Source organism: Methylomonas sp. LL1 (genome assembly GCF_015711015.1).
Taxonomy (GTDB): domain Bacteria; phylum Pseudomonadota; class Gammaproteobacteria; order Methylococcales; family Methylomonadaceae; genus Methylomonas.
The window spans coordinates 4560013-4584923 of record NZ_CP064653.1 but is presented as its reverse complement, the minus strand read 5'-3'; the positions used below and the strand labels follow the sequence as shown (position 1 = coordinate 4584923).

Sequence of the window (24911 nt, the reverse complement as noted above, 5' to 3'; positions counted from 1 at the left end):
GGCATTATGCCTGAGGCTACTCTACCGGCTCGGTGTATGCCTTTTGTTGAAGGGAAAAATTTACCGTAATTTTTACTCTGAAAGTAAAAAATTGGGGGGCGCGGTTGCTTGTTGGGCAGGCGTCGGCGGCAAGGAAGCCGCTGTCGAGTCTACATGGACATATTCACGGCATCCTGTGCGGCAAGCAACCCCGCCCTAATGGGCCGGTGTGATGCCGAGCCTTCATGAGCGTTAGGAGAGATATTGATGGCAAAGGTCATATTAACGGGAAGTGTAGGTAAAGGGGGCGTCAATACCCCGCGCGATGTTAAAGCGGTACAAGACAGACTCAACGAAATTGAAGGCGTTTGTCAGGCCGTCACCACTATCTGCGACGACAAAATGATAGACGCGATAATCCGTTTCCAAAGCACTTTTTTAGTAAAACCCGATGGGCTTATCAATGTTCAGGGTATGACGCTGGTTTTACTTAATCAATGGTCTTACAAGGACATTGCGGATGGTGTCGATCTGAGGGGGAATCTTCAAGAGGCTTGGGATATCGTTAATCCCCTGCTACCCAGCGGAAGTTATTGTTCGAGCGGTTATCGAAGCGCGGATGAGCAAAGAAGGATATTGCATAAATTTTTTTCCAACACGTTTAAACCCCAGATCATTGCAAAATACGGCGCCAATGAGTGGCAGGATGCCTGGAATAACAAATTAACCAAGGAAGCTCGTATCCTTGAAATGGTTAGAGGAGTTGGTCAAGCGATTGCCGCTCCCGGCAAGAGCATGCATCAACAAGGAAAGGCCATTGACATTGGTGGTCCTTCCGATGATGAACAGGTCAAGATCGTGAAAATGGTGGCAAAAGCCAATCCGACAATCTTTAGCGGAAAAGTGCTAAAAGAACGCAATGGCTGCGTGCATTTTGAAATTCGATGAATAAAATAATTTTATTAATTTGCTTATTTCTCTGGACGTTGTCGGCAAAGTCAGAAGATCAGCCGTCGAAAATCTCCGTTGCAAAACATGATTTTTTTCCGTTAGAGGTTGGAAATAACTGGAGCTATACTTGCTCGGTGGAAGGTGAAAAGGCTTTTGAAAAGGAAATCAAAGTTATCAAGCCAGTCGATATATCTGGAAAACCGGGATATCAGGCCAGCTATGTTGTCAACGGAGTAGCGGCCGATATTTATTTCTGGGAGGATGACAGCCATATGATTCATCGCACTTACAATCGGGCGGGTGATATTGATGAAATCGTGATATCACGATTCGCCAAAATTGGGGATGTTCTAGGGGAATTAAAGATCACCCGCGAAGCCTTGCAAAAGACCTTGGCAACGGGCGAAATTAAAACCCTCGTTGCCGAGAATTTCGACGCCGAATCATCCGGGTTGTCGGGCGACAGAAGAAATGAATGGCGGGGGCAATTCTTTGCCGATGGCATCGGACTGGTGGTCGAAGCGGATGGTTTGGGCGGTGATTGCGTGTTAAAAAGTTATTCGCTGAATAATCACCCCTAAACAAACTTAGATGCCACCCCATCAACGATAATTTTTACCCGTTGGAAATGGGGCTTTATACCGGCGGCAACGTTATTTTGCGAATTAATCGATGGCATCTAAACCCCATGTTTGGTTCGCCATCGATTTAGGATCAAGAAAAGAAATTTTCATAAAATAATGAGGACAGGTTATGGACATATTCACAGACGTGTACAAAGCGCTCATCAGCGTCTTGCAAACCAAATCATTGGATAGTAGCTGGTCCACTATCGAAGCCGAGCTTAAGGCCTTATGTGCCAACAGCGGCCCAAGCGAAGCGAAAAGCGACAGTTTGGCAAAAGCGCGAAAGAAAATCGAAGATGCGGCGGGCATCCTCGATATCTTCAATACGGGCAAACCTCACGCTGGAGAAATTCTAAAAGCGGCACAATCAGCCACCGTCGGTTTTCAAAAACGCGCGGCCATGCTTAAAACCTTCAAACACTTTTATTTTGTGATGAAGAAAGGCAATCAAAGCATCTGGGTCGTCGACCATCCCAAGGCATACACTCAGTGGGCATTCGACCAACTTGACGGCAAGACAGAGAAAGAGGTTAGAGCCCAGCTAGAACAAGAGGAAGAAACGTTCGGCGCATCCAGACGCAAGATGATGTCGGATGCTTTACAGTTAGCGCGTAAATGGTCGATGGACGTCGTAGTCAAGCTGGGCAACGCCGACGCCAACACCTTGGCTATCGTTAAACGCTGGTTCCATGCCGATGCCGCGACCGAGCAGGAAGTCAAAGCCACGGCGGCGGTTTTATTGGCGGGCTATAAGAAAATCGAGAATGCCTGCAATTCAACCAGCATCATATTTTCGGACAGACCCCATAAGCGGGCCGACAAAGGCTGGAACGACACAACTTTTGCATCGGTCCGCTCCGACGACTCGATGCCGGTTATCTATATCTTCCATGCTTTTCTCAATGCCGGTAAGCGCACTTTTTTCGGCAATATTCCCAAATTATGGTTGTGTGCCCTGACGGTTGTGCATGAACTATCGCATAAGATGGTCAATACAGAAGATAAAAGGTACGACTACGACGGACTGAAACCCGGCCGTAGCATTAGTGCCGCGGATGCGCTGGTCAATGCCGACAGCTGGGCTTATTTTGGCGCCGACCTTGTGGGGGTGCTGAGCCAAGGCACCATTAATGATGTTTTAAAATGAACATGCTCAAGCTGATGCGTAATTTTTGCGGTATTGGCATACTGATATATGCGGTAGCAGCCTGCACCGCCGAACCCGATCCTCAAACAAACTCAAAAGAGGTCACCGCTATGGAAGAACAAGCTAAGCGCCGGGCACCCAAGCCTGTTGAGCCTGTTGTAATCGGCAATATCCGCTATGAAGTCATACGCGGAGCCAAATCGCGCGGTTTTGCGCAAAATGGAGGGGTAATTGCCGCCGTCGATATCGCCAAGGATGAAGAATTATGGACGCTGGTTGTTTATAGGACGGAATACGATCTAAACGAAGAGCGGGATGTACAGGAGATTTACATTACTAAACTGACGCCAAGCCAAGACAAGAGCATGTTACGCGTCGAAAACGAAGCCCAAAAATCGTACATGGTTAACTTAACGACCCGGGAAGTAACCGAGATCGCCGATTAATAACTCGTAGGACATTGGCCACAAAACCATGCTCTTTTACGAATCAAGCTTCGCTCTCCCCTTAGCTTCGCCGGTATCCCCTAGCAGTGGGGATATCGGCGATGGCAAGGGAAATCCAACTAACGAAAGTTAAAGCGCGACGGCTACAAGGCATTGAAATTGGCAACAAAAACGGGCTCAACCATGCCGAACCGGTTTTCCAAGCGGTTGGTTAACCGCTCCCAAGACGCATTTCCGCCGCCGACTGATTTCAAAGACCATAATCAGACTATCTTGCGACTTTTGCAGCGAACTCCAAAAAGGTCCGGTCACTCCCCCTTACAACGACGCTTCCGACACCGCCATGCCGAGCCGTTACGCCAAATTCTTCATCTCATTTGTGACGACATAGCGTGAATCAGCCAATTGACATCCAGGACTCAAGCGAAGCAGTATCCCAGACCCTTAGCTTCGACCAAGCGCTGGAGCTGGCCATTCGGCTGCATTATGCCAACCGTCTCGAGCATGCCGAGGAAATCTATTGCCAATTGCTGGAGATTGCCCCTGAACATGCCGATTTAATGCACTTTTTCGGCTTGCTTAAACATCAAAGGGGATATTCCGAGGAAGGTATAGCCTGGATAAAAAATGCACTGCTATTGGCCCCTGATTATCTCGATGCTGAAAATAATTTAGGCAATATTTATCTGCAACTGGGCCACTCCGACTTGGCCGAACCCTGCTTTCGCCGAGTGGTTGAACATAATCCCGGTTTTGCGGCCGCCCATGGTAATTTAGGTATCGTCCTGAGGCATTGCAATCGTTTTGACGAAGCTATCGAATCCCTGCTAACAGCCATCGAACTGGAGCCCGAAGCCGCGCACCATTATCAAAACCTGGGCAATGTCTACCGGAGTGTGGGGGATTATCCGGCAGCCGTGAACCATTACCGAAAATCGCTGGTACTTAAACCGGCCGATGCGGAGGCTTATAGCAAATTGTGCCGTACCCTCTATTTGCTGGGAGACATCGAGCAATGCGTGGACACGCTGAGGGAATGGTTGGCCCATGAGCCTGAAAATCCCCTGGCCCGGCACATGTATTCGGCATATACCCGTGACAAAATTCCGGACCGGGCAAGCGATGCCTATGTACGCCAAACTTTCGACCGTTTTGCGGCTTCGTTCGACGGCGTCTTAAACCGGCTAGACTACCAAGCTCCATTTCTAGTGACCACGGCCTTACAGCAATTGAACCAAGATACCCGCGCATGGCATCTCTTGGACGCGGGTTGTGGTACGGGCTTATTCGGAGCATTGGCAAAACCCTTGGTGAAACGTCTGGACGGAGTCGATTTATCACCTAAAATGCTGGAACGCGCGCTGGCTAGAAACGTCTACACCGACTTATTCGAGGCCGAATTAACGGAATTTTTGGCTAAAAATGTTTCCATGTATGACTGCATAAGCTGCGTGGATACGCTATGCTATTTCGGAGACTTAAACGACGTAACCGCGGCGGCATCAAACGCCCTAAAATATCAAGGTTGGTTTATCTTCACCGTGGAAAAACAGCAGGAAACCGGCTCGGATGAGGGGTTTCATTTAAATGCACATGGCCGCTACAGCCATACCGAGATTTATTTACGGAATGTACTATCCCAAGCCGGCTTTACTGTTCGACATTTCGATACCGAAGTATTACGCATGGAAGGTGGGGCTCCGGTAATCGGATTCGTGATCACGGCCCAGGCAATTAGCTAGTCATCACCGGGTGGTTACCGGCGCCCGGAAAATTCTTGCACTGCCGAATTTGATTTTTTAACCTTTACGACTCAAGAATAACCCCATGACAATTGAAGATCAGTCCTCCGCCGAAACCGTGGATTTAGATTATGCCTTGGCGGTAGCCATTAGGTTGCATCAAACCGGGCAATTGGAAGAAGCCGAAACGCTGTATAGAACCATACTGCAACAATTCCCTAACTATCCGGAAGCATTGCATTTTTTGGGTTTATTGATGCATCAAAGGGAGGACAACGACCAGGCCATCGCGTTGATCGAACAAGCGCTGGCCGAAGCCCCCGATTATTCCGATGCACATAATAATTTGGGCAATATTTTCAATAAGTTGGGGCACGTCGAAAAAGCGGCCGACAGCTATGGCCGGGCATTGGATCTAAACCCGCAAAATGCGGTGGCTTATAATAATTTCGGCTTGGTCTTGAGCCAGTTATCCCAACTGGAAGATGCGATCGAGGCCTTCAGCAGAGCGGTTGAACTGATGCCGAATAACCCCGAGTTTTATCAAAACCTGGGTAACGCCTTCAAGAAACAGGGCAATTTTGTAAACGCAATTGATGCCTATCGCAAATTATTAAGTTTAAGGCCCTATAATGCCAAGGATTACGAAGAATTATGCGCCGTCTTATACTTGCAAGGCAGCGTTGAAGAAGCCATAGTTTTGGTCAAGCAATGGCTGGAGTACGAACCTAATAATCCGCTGGCTTTACACCGGCTATACTCCTACAGTGGTGAATTATCGGTGCCTAGGGCCGCCGATGAATACATTACCCAGACCTTCGATGGCTTTGCCGACAGTTTCGATATGGTGCTGAAAAATCTCGATTACAAAGCGCCGTTCTTGGTGGCCGATGTGGTCAAGCAAATCCACCAACAAACCGGAAAAGCCTTAACTATTCTCGATGCCGGATGCGGTACCGGTCTATGCGGCCCGTTAATCAAGCCTTATGCCCAGAAAATTATCGGGGTGGATCTGTCGGCCAAAATGCTGGACAAGGCCGAAAAACGCGGCTGCTACGACGAATTATTCCAATCCGAATTAACCGCTTTTATTTCCGCATGCTTTAGCGGTTGCGATGTGATTGTATCGGCGGATACCTTGGTGTATTTTGGCGATCTGGAACCGGTATGCCGGGCGGCGGCAAGGGCGCTATTACCCGGCGGACATTTGGTTTTCACGGTGGAACGCTCCGAGGATAGCGCGACACAAGATTATAAAATTCAACAGCACGGCCGGTTTAGCCATTCAGAAGCCTATATTCGGAATGTGATAAAGTCAACGGACCTGTCGCTGCTCAGGCTTGAAAAAGTCATGCTGCGTTACGAGGCGGGAGTTGAAGTAGATGGATTTTTGGTGGTTGCCGTTAAGGTTCTACATCAATAAGACTCAATAGTGGGAAGAATATGGCTGACGTGGTTTCTTTAAAAAAAGTTTCAATCCTGAAAGCAGCGCTGATTTGCCAGGATATTGAGCTGGATCAACCCGCTCTATCGTGTCTTCAATCCGATCCGGGGCCAGTAGAGTTTTTGAACGCCTTATTAGCACAACAACTCTATCCCGATGCGGTACGCTTTCTGGCTAGGGCCCTGCCGAAACGGGAAGCGGTCTGGTGGGCCTGTCTAAGTGCCCGCGGCACCTTAGACGCAAATCCCGATCAAAAACTGATTAAAGCCTTGGAAGCCGCCGAAGCGTGGGTTTATAAACCCACGGAACCGCATCGGCGCCAAGCTAATGCGGCAGCTCAAATTGCGTCTTTCGAAAACCCCGCGGCATGGGCCGCGATCGCTGCATTCTGGAGCGAAGGCAGTATCACCCCGGAAGACGGTCCAGTTGTACCGCCGTCCGACAATTTGACCGCTAAGGCCGTCGCCGGCGCCGTGATGCTGGCCGCAGTGCAAAATCAGCCGGAAAAGGCCAATGATAAATACCTGTTTTTTCTTGAGCAGGGTGCCGATATTGCCAACGGTGGCAATGGCCGACTTTGGCCAGGTTAAGCGATAGAGGAAAAAATCATGGGTATGCCCGCCGCAAGAATAACCGATATGCATGTTTGCCCGATGTTCACCGGCCCGGTTCCGCATGTCGGTGGCCCCATTTTACCGCCGGGAGCCGTGACCACCTTGATCGGCAATCTACCCGCCGCCCGCGTATCCGACATGGCGGTCTGTGTTGGACCGCCCGATGTGATAGTGATGGGGTCGGTGACTGTGCTGATCGGCAGTTTACCGGCCGCCCGCATCGCTGATCAAACCGCGCACGGCGGAGTGATCATAATGGGTTACCCAACGGTGTTGATTGGCTGAACTTGAATTAAATGAACCTCGCGAATTTAAGCTGAACATAGGATTCTAAACATGGCCTATTCTCAATCTGATCGAGTAGCATCGGTAACCACCCCCCTGGGGGAAACCGATTTACTGCTGTATCGAATGACCGGCAGCGAGCAATTGAGCCAGTTATTTGAATATGACCTGGAACTACTCAGCGAAAAAAACGACATCGCGCTGAAGTCATTGCTGGGCAAAAACATGACGGTCAAACTCGAATTGAATGGCGGTGGGCATCGTTCATTCCATGGTCTGGTGACCCGAATCAGCCTGTTCGGCATGTTGGGCAGGCTGTATTATTATCGTGCCACTCTGCGCCCCAAGCCCTGGTTGCTGACCCGCACCACCGATTGCAAAATCTTTTCCAACTTGTCGGTACCGGACATCGTCAAGAAAGTTCTGAGCGAACATGGCTATACCGATCTGGAAAACAAGCTCAACGGCAGCTATGAGCCTCGTGAATACTGTGTTCAATACCGGGAAAGCGATTTCAATTTCATCAGTCGCTTGATGGAAAAGGAAGGCATCTATTACTACTTCAAGCATAGTGATAGTCAACATACCATGGTGCTATGCGACGATAAATCCGGCCATCAAGCCCCCGCGCAAAACCAGAAAGTTCAGTATTTCCCCGCCGGCAACCAAAGCCGCCGCAAGGAAGAGAGCTTTTATGAATGGCGCGTCAGCGAGGAAATCCAGTCCGGAAATTATGTGCATGACGATTTTGATTTTGAAAAGCCGAAAGCAGACTTGACCTCTAAATCATCCGAACTAGGCGGACATGAACAAGACAGTAAGGAAATCTACGATTATCCGGGCGAGTACATAAAACCCTCCGTTGGCGAGCAGTACGCCAAGGCCCATATGCAGGAGTTGCGCGCCGGATTTGAATACATGGCCGCCACCGGCAATACCCGTTGCCTGGCTACCGGTCATAAATTCGATTTGACCGACTTCCCGCGCGCCGACCAAAATCAGGAATATATCGCCGTTTCCAGCCAAATCCAGATTCAAAACAACGGTTTTGAATCCTTTGGTATCGCCGACAGCTTGGATCAATATCAATGCCTGTACACGGTCATCAGCAGTAAATTCAATTATCGCGCGCCCAGGACCAGCCGGATTCCGATAGTTCAAGGTGTGCAAACCGCGATCGTAGTCGGCAAGGCCGGCGAAGAAATATTTACCGACAAATACGGCCGGGTCAAGGTACAGTTCCACTGGGATCGACTAGGTAAAAACGACGAGAACAGTTCATGTTGGGTGCGAGTTGCGCAGATCTGGGCTGGGAAGCAATGGGGAGCCATTCATATCCCGCGTATCGGTCAGGAAGTGATCGTGGATTTCCTGGAAGGCAACCCGGATCGTCCAATTATTACCGGCCGAGTGTACAACGCCGATCAAATGCCGCCTTATTCGCTCGATGCCAACAAGACCCAAAGCGGCATCAAATCCCGCAGCAGCAAAGACGGTTCGTCGGATAATTTTAATGAAATCCGTTTTGAAGACAAGAAGGGCGAGGAAGAAGTCTATATTCATGCCGAAAAAAACTTCACCCGCGTGGTCGAAAACGACGATAGCCACAAAATAGGTTTCGACAAAAAAGATCCCGGCGATCAGAAAGTCGACATTTACAACCACCGCACGGTGACGCTAGACCAAGGCAACGACACCCTGACGGTCAAAACGGGTAACCGGGTCACCGAAGTCAAACAGGGGAATAACGAGCTCACCGTCAACATGGGCAACCGCAGCGCCAAAATCGAGCAAGGCAACGACGATATCAAGCTAGGCATGGGGAATCGCTCGGTAAAGCTCGATCTAGGCAAAATCACCGAAGAAGCCATGCAATCCATCGAACTTAAAGTCGGTCAAAGCAGTATAAAAATCGATCAATCCGGCGTCACCATCAAAGGCATGACGATTAGCATTGAAGGGCAGCTCTCTACAACGGTGAAAGGTAACGCGATGTTGACGCTGAAAGGCGGTATTACCATGATCAATTAACCCTCTTTTACCGTGGGCGACGCGCAAGCCGGTTGAGAACACGAACCGATCAAACAGCAATGTCGCCCCTATAAAGGGCGGCATGTCTGGCCCGTGAAAAACTCAAGACCCTGCCAGGAATTAGAGGTTGGAATCCGGCCGCAAAGCCAGCTTATTGATGATCCATCACCTGAAAGTCTCCACGGCCTGCTCTATCACCCCATCAAAACCGCCGCTATCCAACACCTGCAAGAATGCCTTTACAACATCGGGATCGAATTGGGTGCCCGCGCCCTCCGCGATGGCATCGCGTGCCTGCTGAATCGACCAGGGCTGTTTGTAGGGGCGCCAGCTAATCATGGCATCAAACACATCGGCTACCGAAACAATGCGAACCGCTAAATGAAGTTCGCTTGCCCGCAGCCCTTCGGGATAACCACTACCATCCCAGCGTTCATGATGGCTCAGGGCGATTTGCCGGGCCAAATCAAACGAGGGATCGTGGCTAAGAATATTGGCCCCCAGCGTCGGATGTTTCTTGATGATTTCAAACTCGTCGGCTGTTAACTTTTCCGGTTTGGTCAAAATATAATCAGGCACGCCCACTTTGCCGACATCGTGCAAACGGCTAGCTTTGCCGTATTGCAGCGCGACTTTCTCGCCAACCCCCATCGCCAGGGCTATGGCTCGGGTGTAGTTATCCAGTCTGTTGACATGCCCACCCGTGGCCTTATCTTTGTATTCCGCCACTTCGGCCAACATATCGATGGCGTGCTCAAACGAGGCAATGATATTGCCATGTAACTCATGATTTTCCAGAGCTTGGGAACATTGTCTGGCAAAAATTTGAATCAAGCTCCTGTCTATAACCGATAGTGCTTCAATCGGTTCGATGTAAATGTAACCCACCGCCTGATTAGACACCGTCAGTGGCAATACTTCGGCCTTGTCGCGTAAACTGGTCGCCGCTTGTCCCTGGAAAATAGTCTTAATGCATTCTTGATGGATTTCGCCAAAACGCGGATTGTCGACAAATTCATCGGTATGGGCGCGTATTTTGAACTCATTATGTTCAAGAGTAGTGATCACCCCTTGCAACGACCCGATATGACTAACGTGAGATAACCGGCAAAGTCCAATCACCTGAGTTAACATGCCATCGAAAAAATCCGCTAGCGGTTCATGTCCCAACTGATAAATCGACGGCGTGGCTTGCAACACCCGCTCCAACCCCCGGCGGTTGGTATCGATGGTATGCAAATCCCGGAAGGCTTTTAGCGCTGACCGGACGGTGGTGTAGAGCCGGGTGGCCGTCAGTTCGGTTTTATCCTTGTAATCGTCAATATCGTAATGATCGATGACGAAACGCTCCGGCGCGACACCGGGCTGGCCGGTACGGATCACGATACGGATTAACGCGTTACCCAACTCCCGCCGGATATATTCCACCAGTTGCAATCCCGCATCCTGGCTTTCCATCACCACATCGACCAATGCCAGGGCAATATCCGGGTGTTGCTCCAAGCATTCCTTAGCCTCGGCGGCCGACCCGGCTTCGATGAATTGCAAGGCGCGGTTGGCAAAGCTGAAATCGCGCAGACTGATTCGGGTTAGCTTGCGCACATCCGGCTCGTCATCGACGATCAGTACTTTCCAGCTATAACGCGGCGTTTCAAGACCTTGCCGCTGATTATCGCCAGTTGCCGAGGCCTCTGTGTTACGGATGATTTTCATGAAAAAAGCTAGTTCAGAGACAATTCAATCGGACATTCTATATGGAATCGAACACCCGCGCCTGGCGCGGACCAAATCTGGATGGCGCCGTGCATTTGCTTGGTGATGATATTATAGATCACATACAAGCCTAACCCCGAGCCGCCTTGATCGCGGCTGGTAGTGAAAAACGGTTCAAAAGCTTGTTGCCTTACTTGTTCACTCATGCCGACACCGTTGTCCCGATAATCGATAGCCAAACGCCCCTGGCCAATCAGCGATGCTTGAATCCCGATTTCGCCGGAACGACGACCATTATCAAATCCATGACAGAGGCTATTGGTAATCAAATTCGTCAAAACCTGCTCCAGCAAGCCCGGCGTACCATGAATTTTAAGGTTTTCCGGACACTCGACTCGAATTTCGATTGCCGTGTGTTTCAAGGTATTTTGCAGGGAAAACAGCACATCCTGGATCAGTTCCGCCAGCGGAAATTCACGTTGTTGCTGTGAATCCCGGTCAATCGAAGTCCGTTTGAAACGTTGTACCAAATCCGCGGCACGCCGTAAATTGGCCAGCGCCAATTGATGGCATTCCAATAAATCATCGAGCTGACGCATCAATTCTTGTTCGGTGACTTCGTCCCGAGCCAATAAGGTTTTAAATTGGCCGATGATGCCATCGCCATGACTGACCGCCCCGACCGCAACCCCTACCGGCGTATTGAGCTCATGGGCAAATCCGGCTACCAACCGCCCCAGCGACGCCATTTTTTCGGTTTCAACCAATTCATCCCGCGTGTTTTGTAGGATTTCAATGTTATCGTCCAGCGCGCGCCAGCGTCTGGCTAATAATTCGATCAAACCCCAACTGACGATAACCAGCAAGCCATAAGCCATGCCATGGCTTACCACGCTCGACAATATTTCGTGATGCATCGCCTTTTCAATGTCTTGCATCTGCAGGCCGACACTGATGCCGCCTCGGACATCTCCCAGTTTATAGCCCTGCTTGGCATGACATTGTAAGCAGGTCTCCCTAACCATCAGCGGCGCCATATAGCGAAGCTGGTTTTGTCCGGCCTCCTCTACAATGCCGGCCATTTCGCGCAGACCTTGGTCAAATTGCTTTAACGCCTCCGCTTCCCAGGAATCCGGACTATTTTCAGGCCGGATAGGTTTCAAACTGGTGATATGGAGCCGTAGTCGTAATTGCGGATCGCTTGCCGCCAATTCGGCAATCTGCCGAGTCATATAGGCCGGATTGACCAGAACCAACTGACGCTTATCGGGCAGATCGATCACGCGCCTTGGATGATCGAGATACTGATTGACCCGCGTAGTATCCGAAGCAAACACATAAACGCCGCCATGTTCCGCGTTCCATTGCCTGGTCAACACGATCATCCGGAATATATTGCGCGCGCCCTCGGTTGCCAGCTCGAGATTGTGCCGGCGTATGCCGTGAATGCTATAGGCCAACGCTAACGCCATCAGCAGGGTGATCACCGACAACAGCAATGGCAAAACACGCCGGCGTAAACGTTTGTCGATAGAGAGACTCGTGCTCATATTAGTGAGAGTGCAAAAATATTGGTGAAACCGCTTAAAAAAATCTCTAATGGCCGAGCCAAATTCAGGCTCGATCGGGGAGCGGAAACTCAGCCCCGGCATCGAATCCACATGCATTGTACAAGTCTCTGACTCGCCCAACCCCAAATTGTTTGTATAATCAAAACCTGTTTACTTTAACGCCCCCAACCCATGCCCATTTCCTTCCACCGCATCGGCATCATCGGTAAATTCGGTGATCCCGGCATTTCCGCAACCCTAGCGGAACTTTCGGTTTTTTTGCACGGTCGTGGACATCCGGTATTGATGGATAGTCAGAGTGCCGAGTTACTAGGCAATGGCAATATCAAGGGCCTACATATCGAGCGTCTACCCGAGCATTGCGACCTGATCATAGCCGTCGGCGGAGACGGTACTTTTTTGGCGGCCGCCCGTGTCGCCGCCGATTTCGAAATTCCGGTTATCGGTGTCAATCTGGGCCGGCTGGGGTTTTTGGTGGATATTTCGCCGGAACAATTGACCAGCCGGCTGGAACAAATTCTGGATGGTCATTACAAAACCGAACGCCGCTGCATGTTGCAGGCCGCTATCATCCGCGACGGCAAAATGATACATCGACAAACCGCCGTCAACGAGGTGGTTGTGCATCGCTGGGTGACGCCAAGCATGATAGAGATCGTCACCAGTATCAACGGCGTTTACCTGAATACCCAGCGTTCGGACGGCTTGATCGTCGCCACGCCGACCGGCTCCACCGCTTACTCGCTGTCGGCGGGAGGCCCTATTTTGCACCCTACCCTGAACGCGCTGGTATTGGTGCCATTGAATCCGCACACTTTATCCAACCGGCCTATCGTGATCGACGACAATGTCGAAATCGAGATTGGCTTCAGCCAGACCAAACAAATCAACGCCCTGGTCACTTGCGATCATCTGGAAATACCGGATGTGCTGATCGGCGACAAAATTGTGATTAGAAAAACCGACAAAGCGATTAAAATTCTGCATCCCGAAGACCACGATTTTTTCCATATTCTCAGAAGCAAACTCAACTGGAGCCGCGGCTAAACCGCCTGACTTATGCTGTTAAACCTGAACATCATTGACCTGGCCGTAGTCGATAGTCTCGATCTCGACCTGGAACCCGGCATGTCGGTCCTGACCGGCGAAACCGGTGCCGGCAAATCGATCCTACTAACCGCGTTGGGCCTGGCGCTGGGCGATAGAGCAGATTCCGGTTATGTCCGCCCCAACAGCAAGCGGGCCGAAGTCAACCTGGAATTCGACTTGGGCAAAGCCCCGCTGGTGAAGCAATGGCTGGAACAACAGGAACTGGACGACGACGGCCATTGCCTGATTCGGCGCACCGTCAGCGAGGATGGCCGCTCCAAGGCCTATATCAATAACCGCCCGGTCAACTTACAAACCCTGCAAGGCCTAAGCCGCCAACTGGTGGAAATACACGGCCAACATGCGCATCTGACCTTGCTCGATCGCGAGGAACAGCGCCGATTGCTGGATGACTATGCTCACAATCAGGAACTGCTGGAACAACTCAACACCTGCTATCAAAGCTGGAAACAAGCGCACAAGGAATTGCATCGCTTACTGAAAGCCGGCGACGATCAGGCCGAGCGCGAAGAACTGCTGCACTATCAATTGCAGGAACTGCAGCAACTGGATCTGGAAAATTTCGATTACCAGGCTCTGGCCGACGAGCACAACAAATTGGCCAACCTAGGTAATATCTTGAGCGTCGGCCAGCAGCAACTGGCTATCCTGTACGATAACGACCAGCAATCGGTGACCGACATGCTGGGCCATGTGATCCACGCCATCCAGGAGCTATCTCAGTATGCTGCTGAAATGAACGGCATCGCCGAATTGTTGACCGATGCCGAAATCCAGATCGGCGAGGCGACCCAGCAACTGCGCCGCTTTTTGGAAAATCAGGAAGCCGATCCGCAACAACTGGCTTGGTTGGAAAGCCAAATCGGCGTAATCCAAAGCCTGAGCCGCAAGCACAAATGCTTACCCGAGGAGCTACCGTCGCTGGCCGAACAATTCGCCCAGGCGTTGAACACACTGAGCAACAGTAGCGAACGCATCGAAAATCTGAATGCCGATTGCGAGCGTCTGCTAAGCCAATTTCACGCGCTGGCCGGACAACTGTCGGATAGCCGCCGCAAGGCCGGCGCCGAATTACAACAACGCATTTCCGATGCCGTCAAGGAACTGGGCATGCCGCACGGCGAGTTCATTGTCAACATCGATAGCCCGGACCAGGCCGAACCGCAGCGCAACGGCCACGACGCCATCGAATTTCTGGTCAGCACCAATCCCGGCCTGCCGCCCAAGCCGCTGTCCAAGGTAGCATCCGGCGGCGAACTGTCGCGCATCAGTTTGGCGATTCAAGTCACCACCAGCACCGATAAGACCACGCCGACCATGATTTTCGACGAGGTCGACTCCGGCATCGGCGGCGGCATTGCCGAGATCGTCGGTCAAAAGTTGCGCCGACTGAGCCGGAATCGCCAGGTGTTGTGTGTCACCCATTTGCCGCAGGTGGCTTCACAGGCCCATCAACATTTGTTTGTGGCCAAGAATCAGAAGGCGGCCGTCACGTCGTCGACGGTCAGACGCCTGACGGATGAGGAACGCGTCAACGAAGTGGCCCGCATGCTGGGCGGCGTCACCATTACCGAGAATACCCTGGCGCATGCGCGTGAGATGCTGGCGTCGGGTGGATTAACCGAAGGCGTAGCTTCGATAGAGTAAAGCAAATCTCGGGGCTTTATTTCAAGGTCAGGCTTAATACCCCAGCCATAACCAGCGCGGCGCCCACGATTTGCCTAACCGTCAATTGTTCGCCGAGAAAATATCCGGCCATGAACAGAGTTGACACCGGTCCTATCATACCGATCAACGAGGTGCGGCTGGAACCGATCAACCGAATGGCCGCCGATAACATGAACACAGGCAATACCGTCGACAGGACGGCCATCACCAGACTCAACCGATAAACGCGAATAGGCAACAATAAAGCTTGAGGCGGATGGGTCAATAGGAATTGCAATACCGTCGCCACGCAGGCGACCAGCATCGCATAGGCGGTAAAACGCGAAGCACCGATACGGGCAATGGTCTCGCCGGCACCAATCAGATAGGCCGCATAGGTCAAGGTGCTGGCGAACACAAACCCTGCGCCCATCAACAAATGCTCGGACTGCACATTCAGTTCATCCAGGAACACCACTCCGATACCGGCGTAGCTGAGCAACATCGCGATGATTTCCTTTCTACCGAAAGCCTTGCCGAGAAACAGGGCCGATATCAACACCACGAATGTCGGATACAGAAACAAAATCAACCGCTCCATCCCGGCCGAAATGTATTGCAAACCGATGAAATCGAACAGGCTGGACAGATAATAGCCCAACAAACCCAACACCAGAACCGCCAGATAATCCTTGCCATGCAATCGCGTGGCGTTGTTCCGACCGACATGAGTCAAGGCGACGATCAGAAAAAAAGGCGCGGAAAACAACATGCGTAGAGCCAGCAGCGACAAGGCATCGACCGGATCGTAATATGCCAGTTTGACCAGAATCGCCTTGGTCGAGAAACCAATCGCGGCCAAGGCCGCCAGGCCAAAGCCAATCAAGGCGTTGCGATGTGATAATGGAGATAGTGTGGTTGTTGCCATGAGGCCTCCTGGTTAAGTGCGGGCCTTAGGCGATTATCACGGCAAACGCGGTAAAACCCGCGATTGCTTCAGTTATTTGGAAAACTTAAAACACCACGGCGGAGAGCAAGGCCCACAGCCATAGATGCTTGAAAAAAATAGTTTGATAGGCGTTCATGCCGGGACACTATAAGTGCTGCCTGTCTTCCCTGTCAATTTGGGTATATTCGGGGCCGCTATTTTCGTCGGCTTTTGCCTTTAGCGTCAACGAAGCCCGTTGAAAAGCCCCAAAACCTAAGCCGCGCGACGATTAATTTCCAGCCGGCAAAACAATCGCCAGACTCCATTGGTACAATAGCGCATCAGTTTCAAATTCACTACAAGCTTAAGGAGTTATCCATGATCCGTTTTCCAGCCGAATGGGAACCGCAATCCAGCGTTGTTATTGCTTGGCCGCACCCTAGCGGCGACTTTACCAATCTGCCCGCCGTCGAAGACTCCTATCATTTCATCGCCACTACCATCAGCCGCTTTCAGCCGTTGATCATCGTTTGTAAAAACGGCGAACATCAGCAGCACATTCAATCGTTGTTAAACCATATCGAACGGATTCATTTCGTTCAGGCCGATTACAACGACATCTGGCTGCGTGACACGGTATTTTTGTCGGTGGAATGGCTGCATCCGAAAGCCAAGTTGCAATTGCTGAATTTCCGCTTTAACGGTTGGGGCAATAAATACCCGCACGCGGCCGATAATGCCTTGAATCTGGCCTTGTTCGCCAACCCGATTTTCAAGGGTCACCCGACCGCGACCTTGGATCTGGTATTGGAAGGCGGCAGCGTTGAATCCGATGGTCACGGTACCATCATGACCACCAAGAACTGCCTGTTCAATCCCAACCGCAATCCGGATTTATCGGAACAGGCCATCGCCAGCCAGTTGAAGAACTACCTGGGCGCCAAACGCATTTTATGGGTCGAGCAGGATAATCTGGCCGGCGACGATACCGATGCCCACATCGACACCCTAGCCCGCTTCTGCGATGCCAATACCATCGCCTATACCAGTTGCGACGACCTGGACGATCCGCACTATCAAAGCCTGAAAAACATGGAAGCGCAGTTAAAGGCTTTTAAAACCGAAGCTGGCGAACCGTATCGTCTGGTCGCCCTACCCTTGCCGAAACCGATTGCCGACGAACAAGGCCAGCGTCTGCCGGCCAATTATTCCAACTTCCTGATTATCAACGACGCAGTGCTGGTACCGGTATACGACGACCCCATGGATGCCGTGGCCTTGGAACGCCTGACAAAATGCTTTCCCGAACGCCAAATCATCGCCACGCCCTGCCGGCCGCTGGTGCACCAATACGGCAGTTTGCATTGCGCCAGCATGCAAATCCCTGAATTTGTAACTTTAAACATATAGGGCGCAAGTTGCAGCGCGTTAATCCGGCTAATTAGCCAGTGCGTTGCCATAGCCCTTGCGTCTTTCAGCGATTAAAACCATGACTAGTCTATGAAAAAATCCATTATTGCCTGCGCCGTCCAACAACCTTGCAATCGCGGCCGGGAAACCAATCTGGCCTACTCGATCAGCCAAATCGAACAAGCCGCGAAACAGAATGCCGATCTGGTGGTGTTACCGGAACTGCATCTGGATCATTATTTTTGCCAAAGCGAAGACACCGATTGTTTCGATATGGCTCAAGCCATCCCCGGCCCGACCTGCGAGACTTTGAGCGCAGTCGCCAAAACCAACAAGGTTGTCATTGTCTCGACCATCTTCGAAAAACGCGCGCCGGGGCTGCATCACAACACGGCGGTGGTGTTCGACAAGGACGGAGGCATCGCCGGCACCTTCCGCAAAATGCACATTCCGGACGACCCCGGTTTTTACGAAAAATTTTACTTTACCCCCGGCGATCTGGGCTTTACCCCAATCCAGACCTCGATCGGCAAGCTCGGCGTGTTGATCTGCTGGGATCAATGGTATCCGGAAGCCGCCCGTCTGATGGCTTTGGCGGGCGCGGATTTGTTGATTTATCCCACCGCGATCGGTTGGAATCCCGACGATGAACAGGACGAAAAACAACGGCAACTCGATGCCTGGATAACCGTGCAACGAGGCCACGCCGTCGCCAACGGCATCCCGCTGATTGCCTGCAATCGCATCGGTTTTGAAGCCGCGCCGGATCACGCAAACGGCATCCAGTTCTGGGGTAATAGCTTCATCGCCGGGCCGCAAGGCGAATTTTTGACCCATGCCGACGATCAACAGGACACTTTGCTAATTACCACTCTCGATCCGAACCGGAGCGAACAGGTACGGCGCATCTGGCCTTTTTTGCGTGACCGGCGTATCGATGACTACGGCAATTTGGTAAAGCGCTATATCGACTAACGGCGACTTATCTCACGTCCAAGCTCTTATCATGCTTGGTCAGCGTTTGTTTATTCTGAAAGTAAAAAATGGTAGGGGCTTGGTTGCTTGTTGGGCAGGCGTCGGCGGCAAGGATCGCCGTCGGAGCCTACATGGACGTATTCACGGCGTCCTGTCCGGCAAGCAGCCGCGCATAGGTGCGCTACTTATATGGACCGGGACGATGCTGAGCCAGCATGCTCGTTAGATTGTTTTCAAGGAAACAGGTTATCCATGCATGATTGAATTAGTCTGGATCGGCACCGCCTATTTAATGGGTTTACTGGCCAGCCGCTTGATGTTTCCACCCCTGGTAGGCTATCTGATTGCCGGCTATGTTTTGTATGCCAGCGGTTTCGGCCCGCTGACCGCCCTACCGCATATCGCCGACATCGGTATCGAATTACTGTTGTTCACGGTAGGGCTAAAGATCAAGCCCAGTTCGCTGATACGCAGCGAAGTGCTGAGCGTCGGTGGCTGGCACTTGCTGATCGTCACCGGCGTTTCGGCGCTGATGTTTTTCTGGCTCGGCCAACATATTACCGGCGGCTTGGTTCTGGGAGTAAGCCTGGGATTTTCCAGCACCGTGCTGGCGATCAAGGTATTGGAAGACAACGGCGAACTATCGTCGTTTCATGGCCGGGATGTGCTCAGTATTTTGATCTTGCAGGATTTGATCGCCATTGCGCTGCTGGCCTATGCCGAGGGCAGCCACCCCACGCCATGGGCACTGGAATTATTGCTGATACCGTTTCTGCGCCCCATCGCCCATCGATTGCTGGAAATCAGCCGCGACCAGGAACTGAAACTGCTATTGGGTGTCACGATGGCGCTAGCCGGAGGCGTATTCGCCGAGCACTTGGGCATTTCGGCGGACATCGGTGCGTTACTGACCGGCGTGATGCTGGGAGGACACGGCAAAACCGAAGATATTGCCCACAAATTATGGAGTTTGAAAGAACTTTTTCTAGTCGCATTCTTTCTGCAAATCGGCCTGACCGAACTACCCAATCGACAACAAGCGTTAACCGCGCTGGCTCTGCTAGCCTGGTTGCCGCTACAAGGCGGGTTGTTTTTTTTATTGTTCATCATGGCCGGTTTACGCGCCCGCACCGCTTTCGTCTCTTCGCTGGCATTAACGACATACAGTGAATTCGCCTTGATCACCACCGAAGCCGTGGTCAATTCCGGCCTGTTGGCGCCGGAATGGAAAGCCATTATCAGCCTGGCAGTCGCGGGCTCCCTAGCCGTCGCCGCACCGTTGAACCGGTATTCGCACATCTTGTTTTCCTGGCTAGAACCGGTATTGACCCGCTTCGAGCGCAAAAGGAGGCAGCCTCATCCGGACCGCATCCCTGAGTCGCTTGGCGTGGCCGAATGGCTAATCGTGGGCATGGGACGCACCGGGGTTTCGGCTTACATGGCCTTACACGGACAAGATAAACGGATAGTCGGCTTCGATGCCGATCCCACCGTGGTGGAAATGCATCTGGCGCATAATCGCCGCGTGGTCTATGGCGATTCGGAAGATAGCGAGTTATGGAGCGGTTTACCGCTGGATAGGATAAAAGGTGTGATTTTAACTCTGCCGGATTTTGATTTGAGATGCTCTTCGGTCACCCAGCTCAGAAATCGGGGCTTCCGGGGCAAAATCGGCGCCATCTGTTATTACAACGACGAACAAGAAGAACTGATGCGCTTGGGCGCAAGCTTTGTGATTCATCCGTTGATCGAAGCCGGTAATCAGATGGCCAAGCAGATGCTGGAAGCGGACTAGCAACAACGTTTGACGCCGTTCCACTTCCTCTGTGTTTCCGCCGCGAAAAAAGCCTTCCGGTTAAGTGGTTGAACCTGTTCGGACACATGATGACTATGCCAATGCTCAAGATAACGCTGATAATCCGTGTCACCATTCAAATTACGCCAGAGTGCCTGTAACCGGGCGAAACCGGCTTTTATCGACTCGTACATATCAGCGTCATTCCTCATTCAAACAGGGAGCATATTTGACGCATTCAAACATCAAGCTATCCAGTTCGTCCTCGCTATGCCGATCGGCATATTGCAAGCCGCATTCATGCTGCTCCTGCACATGCTTGATCATTCCATGTATCGAAACCGGCACCCCGGACTCCGGTAACACGATGGAAATTCTGAGCTCGGCTTCCAATACTTCATGCCCCAATGGATGCTGCAATCTGATTTTGATACCGCTATAACTCATATCGACCACCAGGCCGTCGATGATAATTTCCTCGTCCGGCGGCGGCGGATCAATAATAATGTGTGCGGCAAGTCCCTCGGGATTAAATCGTTTGTGACTGCGTTTATCGGCTTCCACTGTCAGGCTCCATAGAACAATTGCCGTGAGTATAGGCAGAATCCCTCATGCGGTAAAATTTATCTGCTGTATGGTGCCGACCGCACCTTGCTCGCTAACATAAACGCCGCTACTTGCGACCTCGCCCAAGGAGCGGTTATCGTCCGTCTTGAGTTGAAACGGCGTAGTGACATGGCCCAGATAAATCGCACCAATATTTTTTTCACCCAGCGCCACTAACTGCTCTGACCCATCTTCGTGGCGTTGCCAGATCCTCAACTGTTGATAAATCGAATCTGCTTCGTCGATAAACTGATTGTTATCCTCATCGTAAGCTGCCAATTCCGCAAAACCATCGCCGGTTTTGGGGCCAAACAGTTCGGAACCGTCATTCACCTTGCCATCCTGGTTTTTATCAAGCGCCAGCATGCCGCTATTGGACTTTAGCGTGGCAATCTGATCCAGACTGCCATCGGCGTCGATATCGAACTGGAACAATGTGCTGGTCAATTCCGCCGCATTACCATCAAAATTGACTACCAACGGGTCGGTTTTGGCGGCATCGCCGACGCGGACGCTAAGGCTGGATTCGGTATAAAAACTTCTACTCATTGACAACGATACGGAAAAATCCACGCTTTTTCCATCCTTTGTGTTGATGGTACCTTCGGCGCTAAACGTCGTGGTTTCACTTTCGGCATAAGACAAAGTCTGCTCGTAGACCAATCCCGCGCCACTGTCTTGTTGCCGCGCGGGTGGCTGCTGGGGCTCCTGATAACTTATTTCATCCACGGTACCTTGCAAGTCATGTGGTGAAAATAATTTCAGTTTTTGCCCGGTCATTTCCTCGACCATGCGCCGAATGATTTGCATGGCTAAGGATTGAAACGCATCGGGCTGCTGTTCTAAATCCAGCTCGGTTTTTTGTGTACCACTGGCTTTAGCGGCATCACTTAACTTTAAACTGTCTTTGGGAAGCCGCGATACCGAAGGTTCAGGCCGATTTTGCCAAACTTTCAAGGATTCGGTGCGGCTGCTTTTTTGCTGCTGATGATGACCAGCATGCATTTTGATGGTGGCGTTGTCGACAATCATGATAATGCCCTCCTAGGTTTGTTTATACCTAACTTTATCGGCCGCCGACCCTTAAGTTTAAATATTTAATTTTTCTTCAATTTTTTGCTTGTAATTGAGGTAGTGCACACTTTGCGCATGATCAAAATCATTAATACCCAGCAATTGGCAAGGCACATCGATTTCGGTGATATGAAACGGGTAATCCTCGTGACTTTTTCTGAAAGACAGTATGTGGTTTTTTACCGCCCGATAGGACTCACTATCGACGATGGCAAATTTGCGCTCATTGCAATACACCGCAACCCCTTCCGAGCGGTCGGCAACGATGCGTACCCGCAAGTCCAGCACACTCGTGCCTTGTTTAACCTGAACAGTCTGACAGGACACCACGCCAGTGGAATTCTTTTGAATTTCGTAGCATCTGATCGTCAATGCCTCGGGCAATTTTGCCTCGAGTTGGAGCGTTTTGATAAACACGCAATAATGTATCAATATATGCTGCGGATTAGCTCCCGCATGCTGGCGTACGAACAATGCCCCTTTCTCGTCAAGGACATAGACCGCCACATGCTTACCGGTGGCATGGTAAAAAATCTGCAGAATATCGGCCAGATTATGTTTATACAAAAACGGAATATAGGTTTGCTCCAACACATAGTCATCGAAAACCACCGGCGAAAACTGGGCCTGCGGACTGGATAACTCCTGTAATAGCTGATTATTGTTTTCCAGAAAATAAAAACCTAGGGCCTTATTCTGAAATTTAAAACAGCAATATCCATTACCGGCCGCCAACAGATAGCGGCTCACGTTCCGCAACGGCTGATCGGCAAAACAAGCCAGTAATCGATTAAAGATGGTTTCTATTCTTAGTGCAATGCTGCGCCCTCTGCCTCGGGTATAACAAATGACCTGTAATCTATCGATCGACAATGGCCTGGCGGTTTGATTGAAGATTTCGGTCAGACAAGCAAAAATACCTTCCAGCCCCAAGTAATGCTGCAAGGTGACTTCCCCCCAATGCGAAACCGACAGTTTCTGGATACTCTGAACAAAACAATGCCGGCCCTCGCCATAACTCAACGGATCGGAGCGCTCGCTCATCATAAATTGTTGCTGATTGGCATCTATCGACAACACCTCGCCCCAATTCACTAGCAACAACGACGCCAACAACCGGTTGGGTTGCGCATAAACCTCCAGTCCGGTTTCTTTGTTTGGTAGGTATTTTGATAAAAAAGCGTGCAATTCCGCCAGTAACCGACCCAAATCACTATCGGGTATATTCATGCTTTGGCTATGCAACTGCAGATTGATATCTTTACGGTACAGGCCATTGACTACCGCCCAACACAACAGCTCCAACAGATTGTCGCCTTGCTTGATCGCCATCTCGGGACGCACCGATGAGGAGGATACTCGGCCATCATATAAACACCAAATTGTCGGCGAATCGGTCGGCGATATTTCCACAATCGACCAGATTTCAGGCTTGGCGTACACCATGCTCCGAGTGGTCAACACCTCGACTTTACCCGGACGCAAATCCAGAAAAGCCCTCAGTTTGCGACTCAACAGCTTCAAATCATCGTTTTGATCGGGATGATCGATCGGGTTGCCGGTGATTTTTAAAATAATCCGCAAACATTGCTGAAGCTGATCGCGAATCACATTATGCTCAGTGCTGGCTTTTTTGATATCCCAATATTTCTGGCTAGTCAAACTATCCAGCAAATCCTCCGGCCATTGCCAGCGTTGGGCGATCATGCCCATGAAATCATCATGTAACTGACGCACATTGCTATCCAATGACGCGGCGGTAATACCCATGATTTTGATCTGAAAGCATTCCCTAGCCAAATTAAGCCGATGTTTCGAGCCGGCTTGGCGCAAATAGTCGTCAACCTTGTTATATATCAACAAATAAGGATCGAGAGTATCGACGCTGAAATCCCCCCGATAAATGGCTTGTTTCATCGACAAACACAACCATTGCGGCGCGGGAAACTCAACCGCATAACTTTCCATTAAAAATAACTTTAATAGTGCCTTATGCGGCGAACTCAACGATTTATAAATATGCCAAAGCGTGGCACTGACAAACTCCGACAGGGGAATATCTTGCAGACCACCAAAATCCAATACTTCCGATTCGGAGATGAATCGATTTTCCAACAAATGCGCTACATATTGCGGGTAGTTTTTTTCCTGATGCGGTGGCACCAACCACCAGACCGGCACCCGCCCGGCGATATAGACCGAGGTACGGTAAAACTCTTCCAACAGCAAATAATGCTGAGTCTCGCCACTGCTTTCGGCGGACAACGGAGCGTTTTCGCCTCTTTTGAATTGTTCGCTATCCAACAGAAAAAAATGTACTTCGAGCTTTAACGATAATGCCCATTTTTCAACCAGCTCGGTTTTCTGTGTTAGCTCATCCAACTCGGTAGCCGATAAATTGGGCCCATGGCACAGCCAAATATCAATATCACTTTCCTTGGAGAACGCCATGCTAGCAACGCTACCCATTAAAAAAATACCGTGTATTGGGTAATTCCTAAGAGCCTTGCGTTTATATACAAATCCCTTGGAAAACTGCTTGGCCGTATCGATAGCCTGTTTGCTGGGTATATAATCGGGTATTCCGGCCGGTGTTTCCAGAGATACAAAGCCCGGTAACAACGGGTGATTTTGATGGAATAGCAAAGGCAATAAATTCAAAAAATCATGCTGCCTTTTCTGCAGCAAATCTCGCATCCGTTGCAGGCGGCTCTGATTGAAATTTTTGAAACGCTGAGAAACCGCATGCAGATCTTTTTTACTGATCTCTTCGCCAGGCGCGCCCAAGTGTATCGGTGGAAAGCGGGGAGTCAAGCT

Annotated in this window: 21 protein-coding genes; 14 read left to right on the top strand and 7 right to left on the bottom strand. The window is 50.8% G+C overall.

Annotation, left to right across the window (positions count from 1 at the left end; genetic code table 11):
* The first annotated feature begins 246 nt into the window (after positions 1-246).
* The 9 genes from IVG45_RS21500 to IVG45_RS21460 all read left to right on the top strand — a co-directional run bounded on the left by IVG45_RS21500 (position 247) and on the right by IVG45_RS21460 (position 9265).
* Complete coding sequence (locus IVG45_RS21500; RefSeq protein ID WP_196435788.1) at positions 247-927, top strand: D-alanyl-D-alanine carboxypeptidase family protein; 681 nt, start codon at positions 247-249, stop codon at positions 925-927.
* Positions 924-1511 carry a hypothetical protein gene (locus IVG45_RS21495; RefSeq protein WP_196435787.1) on the top strand — a complete coding sequence of 196 codons (588 nt, stop codon included), beginning with the start codon at positions 924-926 and terminating at the stop codon, positions 1509-1511. Before IVG45_RS21500 ends, IVG45_RS21495 begins: the two co-directional genes overlap by 4 nt.
* Positions 1512-1683: 172 nt before the next feature.
* A complete protein-coding gene (locus IVG45_RS21490; RefSeq protein WP_196435786.1) occupies positions 1684-2703 on the top strand; it encodes a M35 family metallo-endopeptidase in 1020 nt (339 codons plus the stop codon).
* Entirely contained in the window at positions 2700-3149 is a 450-nt protein-coding gene (locus IVG45_RS21485; RefSeq protein WP_196435785.1) for a hypothetical protein, read from the top strand. The genes IVG45_RS21490 and IVG45_RS21485 overlap by 4 nt, the downstream gene beginning before the upstream one ends.
* 392 nt (positions 3150-3541) lie before the next feature.
* Positions 3542-4891: a tetratricopeptide repeat protein gene (locus IVG45_RS21480; RefSeq protein ID WP_196435784.1), complete on the top strand. Its 1350-nt coding sequence runs from the start codon at positions 3542-3544 to the stop codon at positions 4889-4891.
* Positions 4892-4976: 85 nt separating this feature from the next.
* Complete coding sequence (locus IVG45_RS21475; RefSeq protein ID WP_196435783.1) at positions 4977-6314, top strand: tetratricopeptide repeat protein; 1338 nt, start codon at positions 4977-4979, stop codon at positions 6312-6314.
* 20 nt (positions 6315-6334) lie between these two features.
* A complete protein-coding gene (locus IVG45_RS21470; RefSeq protein ID WP_196435782.1) occupies positions 6335-6925 on the top strand; it encodes a DUF6931 family protein in 591 nt (196 codons plus the stop codon).
* An 18-nt stretch (positions 6926-6943) separates the two neighbouring features.
* Positions 6944-7234, top strand: coding sequence for a PAAR domain-containing protein (locus IVG45_RS21465; protein ID WP_196435781.1), 291 nt, complete (start codon positions 6944-6946; stop codon positions 7232-7234).
* A gap of 51 nt (positions 7235-7285) precedes the next feature.
* Complete coding sequence (locus tag IVG45_RS21460; RefSeq protein ID WP_196435780.1) at positions 7286-9265, top strand: type VI secretion system Vgr family protein; 1980 nt, start codon at positions 7286-7288, stop codon at positions 9263-9265.
* A 165-nt stretch (positions 9266-9430) separates the two neighbouring features.
* Here IVG45_RS21460 and IVG45_RS21455 read toward each other — a convergent pair whose 3' ends face one another.
* The gene (locus IVG45_RS21455) at positions 9431-10978 is read right to left on the bottom strand and encodes an HD domain-containing phosphohydrolase (protein ID WP_196435779.1); all 1548 of its coding nucleotides are present in this window, start codon (positions 10976-10978) and stop codon (positions 9431-9433) included.
* A gap of 8 nt (positions 10979-10986) precedes the next feature.
* Positions 10987-12528, bottom strand: coding sequence for an ATP-binding protein (locus tag IVG45_RS21450; protein ID WP_196435778.1), 1542 nt, complete (start codon positions 12526-12528; stop codon positions 10987-10989).
* A 192-nt stretch (positions 12529-12720) separates the two neighbouring features.
* Here IVG45_RS21450 and IVG45_RS21445 point away from each other — a divergent pair, with 192 nt between their 5' ends.
* Together IVG45_RS21445 and recN are read left to right on the top strand one after the other, a co-directional pair.
* Positions 12721-13596 (top strand): NAD(+) kinase, encoded by an 876-nt coding sequence (locus IVG45_RS21445; protein WP_196435777.1) that lies wholly within the window; start codon positions 12721-12723, stop codon positions 13594-13596.
* 12 nt (positions 13597-13608) lie between these two features.
* Entirely contained in the window at positions 13609-15306 is a 1698-nt protein-coding gene (recN, locus tag IVG45_RS21440) for a DNA repair protein RecN (RefSeq protein WP_196435776.1), read from the top strand.
* 16 nt (positions 15307-15322) lie between these two features.
* Here recN and IVG45_RS21435 read toward each other — a convergent pair whose 3' ends face one another.
* Entirely contained in the window at positions 15323-16234 is a 912-nt protein-coding gene (locus IVG45_RS21435; RefSeq protein WP_196435775.1) for a DMT family transporter, read from the bottom strand.
* 378 nt (positions 16235-16612) lie between these two features.
* Between IVG45_RS21435 and IVG45_RS21430 the strand changes: the two genes are divergently transcribed.
* The 3 genes from IVG45_RS21430 (at position 16613) to IVG45_RS21420 (ending at position 20414) form a co-directional block, all read left to right on the top strand.
* Positions 16613-17644 carry an agmatine deiminase family protein gene (locus IVG45_RS21430; RefSeq protein ID WP_196435774.1) on the top strand — a complete coding sequence of 344 codons (1032 nt, stop codon included), beginning with the start codon at positions 16613-16615 and terminating at the stop codon, positions 17642-17644.
* A gap of 90 nt (positions 17645-17734) precedes the next feature.
* Positions 17735-18619 (top strand): carbon-nitrogen hydrolase, encoded by an 885-nt coding sequence (locus IVG45_RS21425; RefSeq protein WP_196435773.1) that lies wholly within the window; start codon positions 17735-17737, stop codon positions 18617-18619.
* Between the two features lie 256 nt (positions 18620-18875).
* On the top strand, positions 18876-20414 hold the full coding sequence (locus IVG45_RS21420) for a cation:proton antiporter domain-containing protein (RefSeq protein WP_196435772.1): 1539 nt from the start codon (positions 18876-18878) through the stop codon (positions 20412-20414).
* On the opposite strand, the gene IVG45_RS21415 is transcribed toward IVG45_RS21420, so the two are convergent.
* Genes IVG45_RS21415 through IVG45_RS21400 form a run of 4 tightly spaced genes read right to left on the bottom strand, consistent with a single transcriptional unit; the run spans position 20411 to position 24908 of the window.
* Positions 20411-20608: a CstA-like transporter-associated (seleno)protein gene (locus IVG45_RS21415; RefSeq protein ID WP_196435771.1), complete on the bottom strand. Its 198-nt coding sequence runs from the start codon at positions 20606-20608 to the stop codon at positions 20411-20413. The genes IVG45_RS21420 and IVG45_RS21415 overlap by 4 nt on opposite strands.
* A gap of 7 nt (positions 20609-20615) precedes the next feature.
* Entirely contained in the window at positions 20616-20978 is a 363-nt protein-coding gene (locus tag IVG45_RS21410; RefSeq protein WP_196435770.1) for a PilZ domain-containing protein, read from the bottom strand.
* Between the two features lie 45 nt (positions 20979-21023).
* Positions 21024-22052, bottom strand: a complete 1029-nt coding sequence (locus IVG45_RS21405; protein WP_196435769.1) for a hypothetical protein — start codon at positions 22050-22052, stop codon at positions 21024-21026.
* 57 nt (positions 22053-22109) lie between these two features.
* Positions 22110-24908: a class I adenylate cyclase gene (locus IVG45_RS21400; protein WP_196435768.1), complete on the bottom strand. Its 2799-nt coding sequence runs from the start codon at positions 24906-24908 to the stop codon at positions 22110-22112.
* Positions 24909-24911 lie beyond the last annotated feature (3 nt).

Excerpts from the sequence above, each read along its gene's own strand:
- IVG45_RS21465 (WP_196435781.1), top strand. The coding sequence starts at position 6,944 with ATGGGTATGCCCGCCGCAAGAATAACCGATATGCATGTTTGCCCGATG.
- IVG45_RS21455 (WP_196435779.1), bottom strand. The coding sequence starts at position 10,978 with ATGAAAATCATCCGTAACACAGAGGCCTCGGCAACTGGCGATAATCAG.
- recN (WP_196435776.1), top strand. The coding sequence starts at position 13,609 with ATGCTGTTAAACCTGAACATCATTGACCTGGCCGTAGTCGATAGTCTC.
- IVG45_RS21490 (WP_196435786.1), top strand. The coding sequence starts at position 1,684 with ATGGACATATTCACAGACGTGTACAAAGCGCTCATCAGCGTCTTGCAA.
- IVG45_RS21470 (WP_196435782.1), top strand. The coding sequence starts at position 6,335 with ATGGCTGACGTGGTTTCTTTAAAAAAAGTTTCAATCCTGAAAGCAGCG.
- IVG45_RS21425 (WP_196435773.1), top strand. The coding sequence starts at position 17,735 with ATGAAAAAATCCATTATTGCCTGCGCCGTCCAACAACCTTGCAATCGC.
- IVG45_RS21405 (WP_196435769.1), bottom strand. The coding sequence starts at position 22,052 with ATGATTGTCGACAACGCCACCATCAAAATGCATGCTGGTCATCATCAG.
- IVG45_RS21460 (WP_196435780.1), top strand. The coding sequence starts at position 7,286 with ATGGCCTATTCTCAATCTGATCGAGTAGCATCGGTAACCACCCCCCTG.
- IVG45_RS21495 (WP_196435787.1), top strand. The coding sequence starts at position 924 with ATGAATAAAATAATTTTATTAATTTGCTTATTTCTCTGGACGTTGTCG.
- IVG45_RS21485 (WP_196435785.1), top strand. The coding sequence starts at position 2,700 with ATGAACATGCTCAAGCTGATGCGTAATTTTTGCGGTATTGGCATACTG.
- IVG45_RS21500 (WP_196435788.1), top strand. The coding sequence starts at position 247 with ATGGCAAAGGTCATATTAACGGGAAGTGTAGGTAAAGGGGGCGTCAAT.
- IVG45_RS21435 (WP_196435775.1), bottom strand. The coding sequence starts at position 16,234 with ATGGCAACAACCACACTATCTCCATTATCACATCGCAACGCCTTGATT.
- IVG45_RS21420 (WP_196435772.1), top strand. The coding sequence starts at position 18,876 with ATGATTGAATTAGTCTGGATCGGCACCGCCTATTTAATGGGTTTACTG.
- IVG45_RS21415 (WP_196435771.1), bottom strand. The coding sequence starts at position 20,608 with ATGTACGAGTCGATAAAAGCCGGTTTCGCCCGGTTACAGGCACTCTGG.
- IVG45_RS21475 (WP_196435783.1), top strand. The coding sequence starts at position 4,977 with ATGACAATTGAAGATCAGTCCTCCGCCGAAACCGTGGATTTAGATTAT.
- IVG45_RS21450 (WP_196435778.1), bottom strand. The coding sequence starts at position 12,528 with ATGAGCACGAGTCTCTCTATCGACAAACGTTTACGCCGGCGTGTTTTG.
- IVG45_RS21430 (WP_196435774.1), top strand. The coding sequence starts at position 16,613 with ATGATCCGTTTTCCAGCCGAATGGGAACCGCAATCCAGCGTTGTTATT.
- IVG45_RS21445 (WP_196435777.1), top strand. The coding sequence starts at position 12,721 with ATGCCCATTTCCTTCCACCGCATCGGCATCATCGGTAAATTCGGTGAT.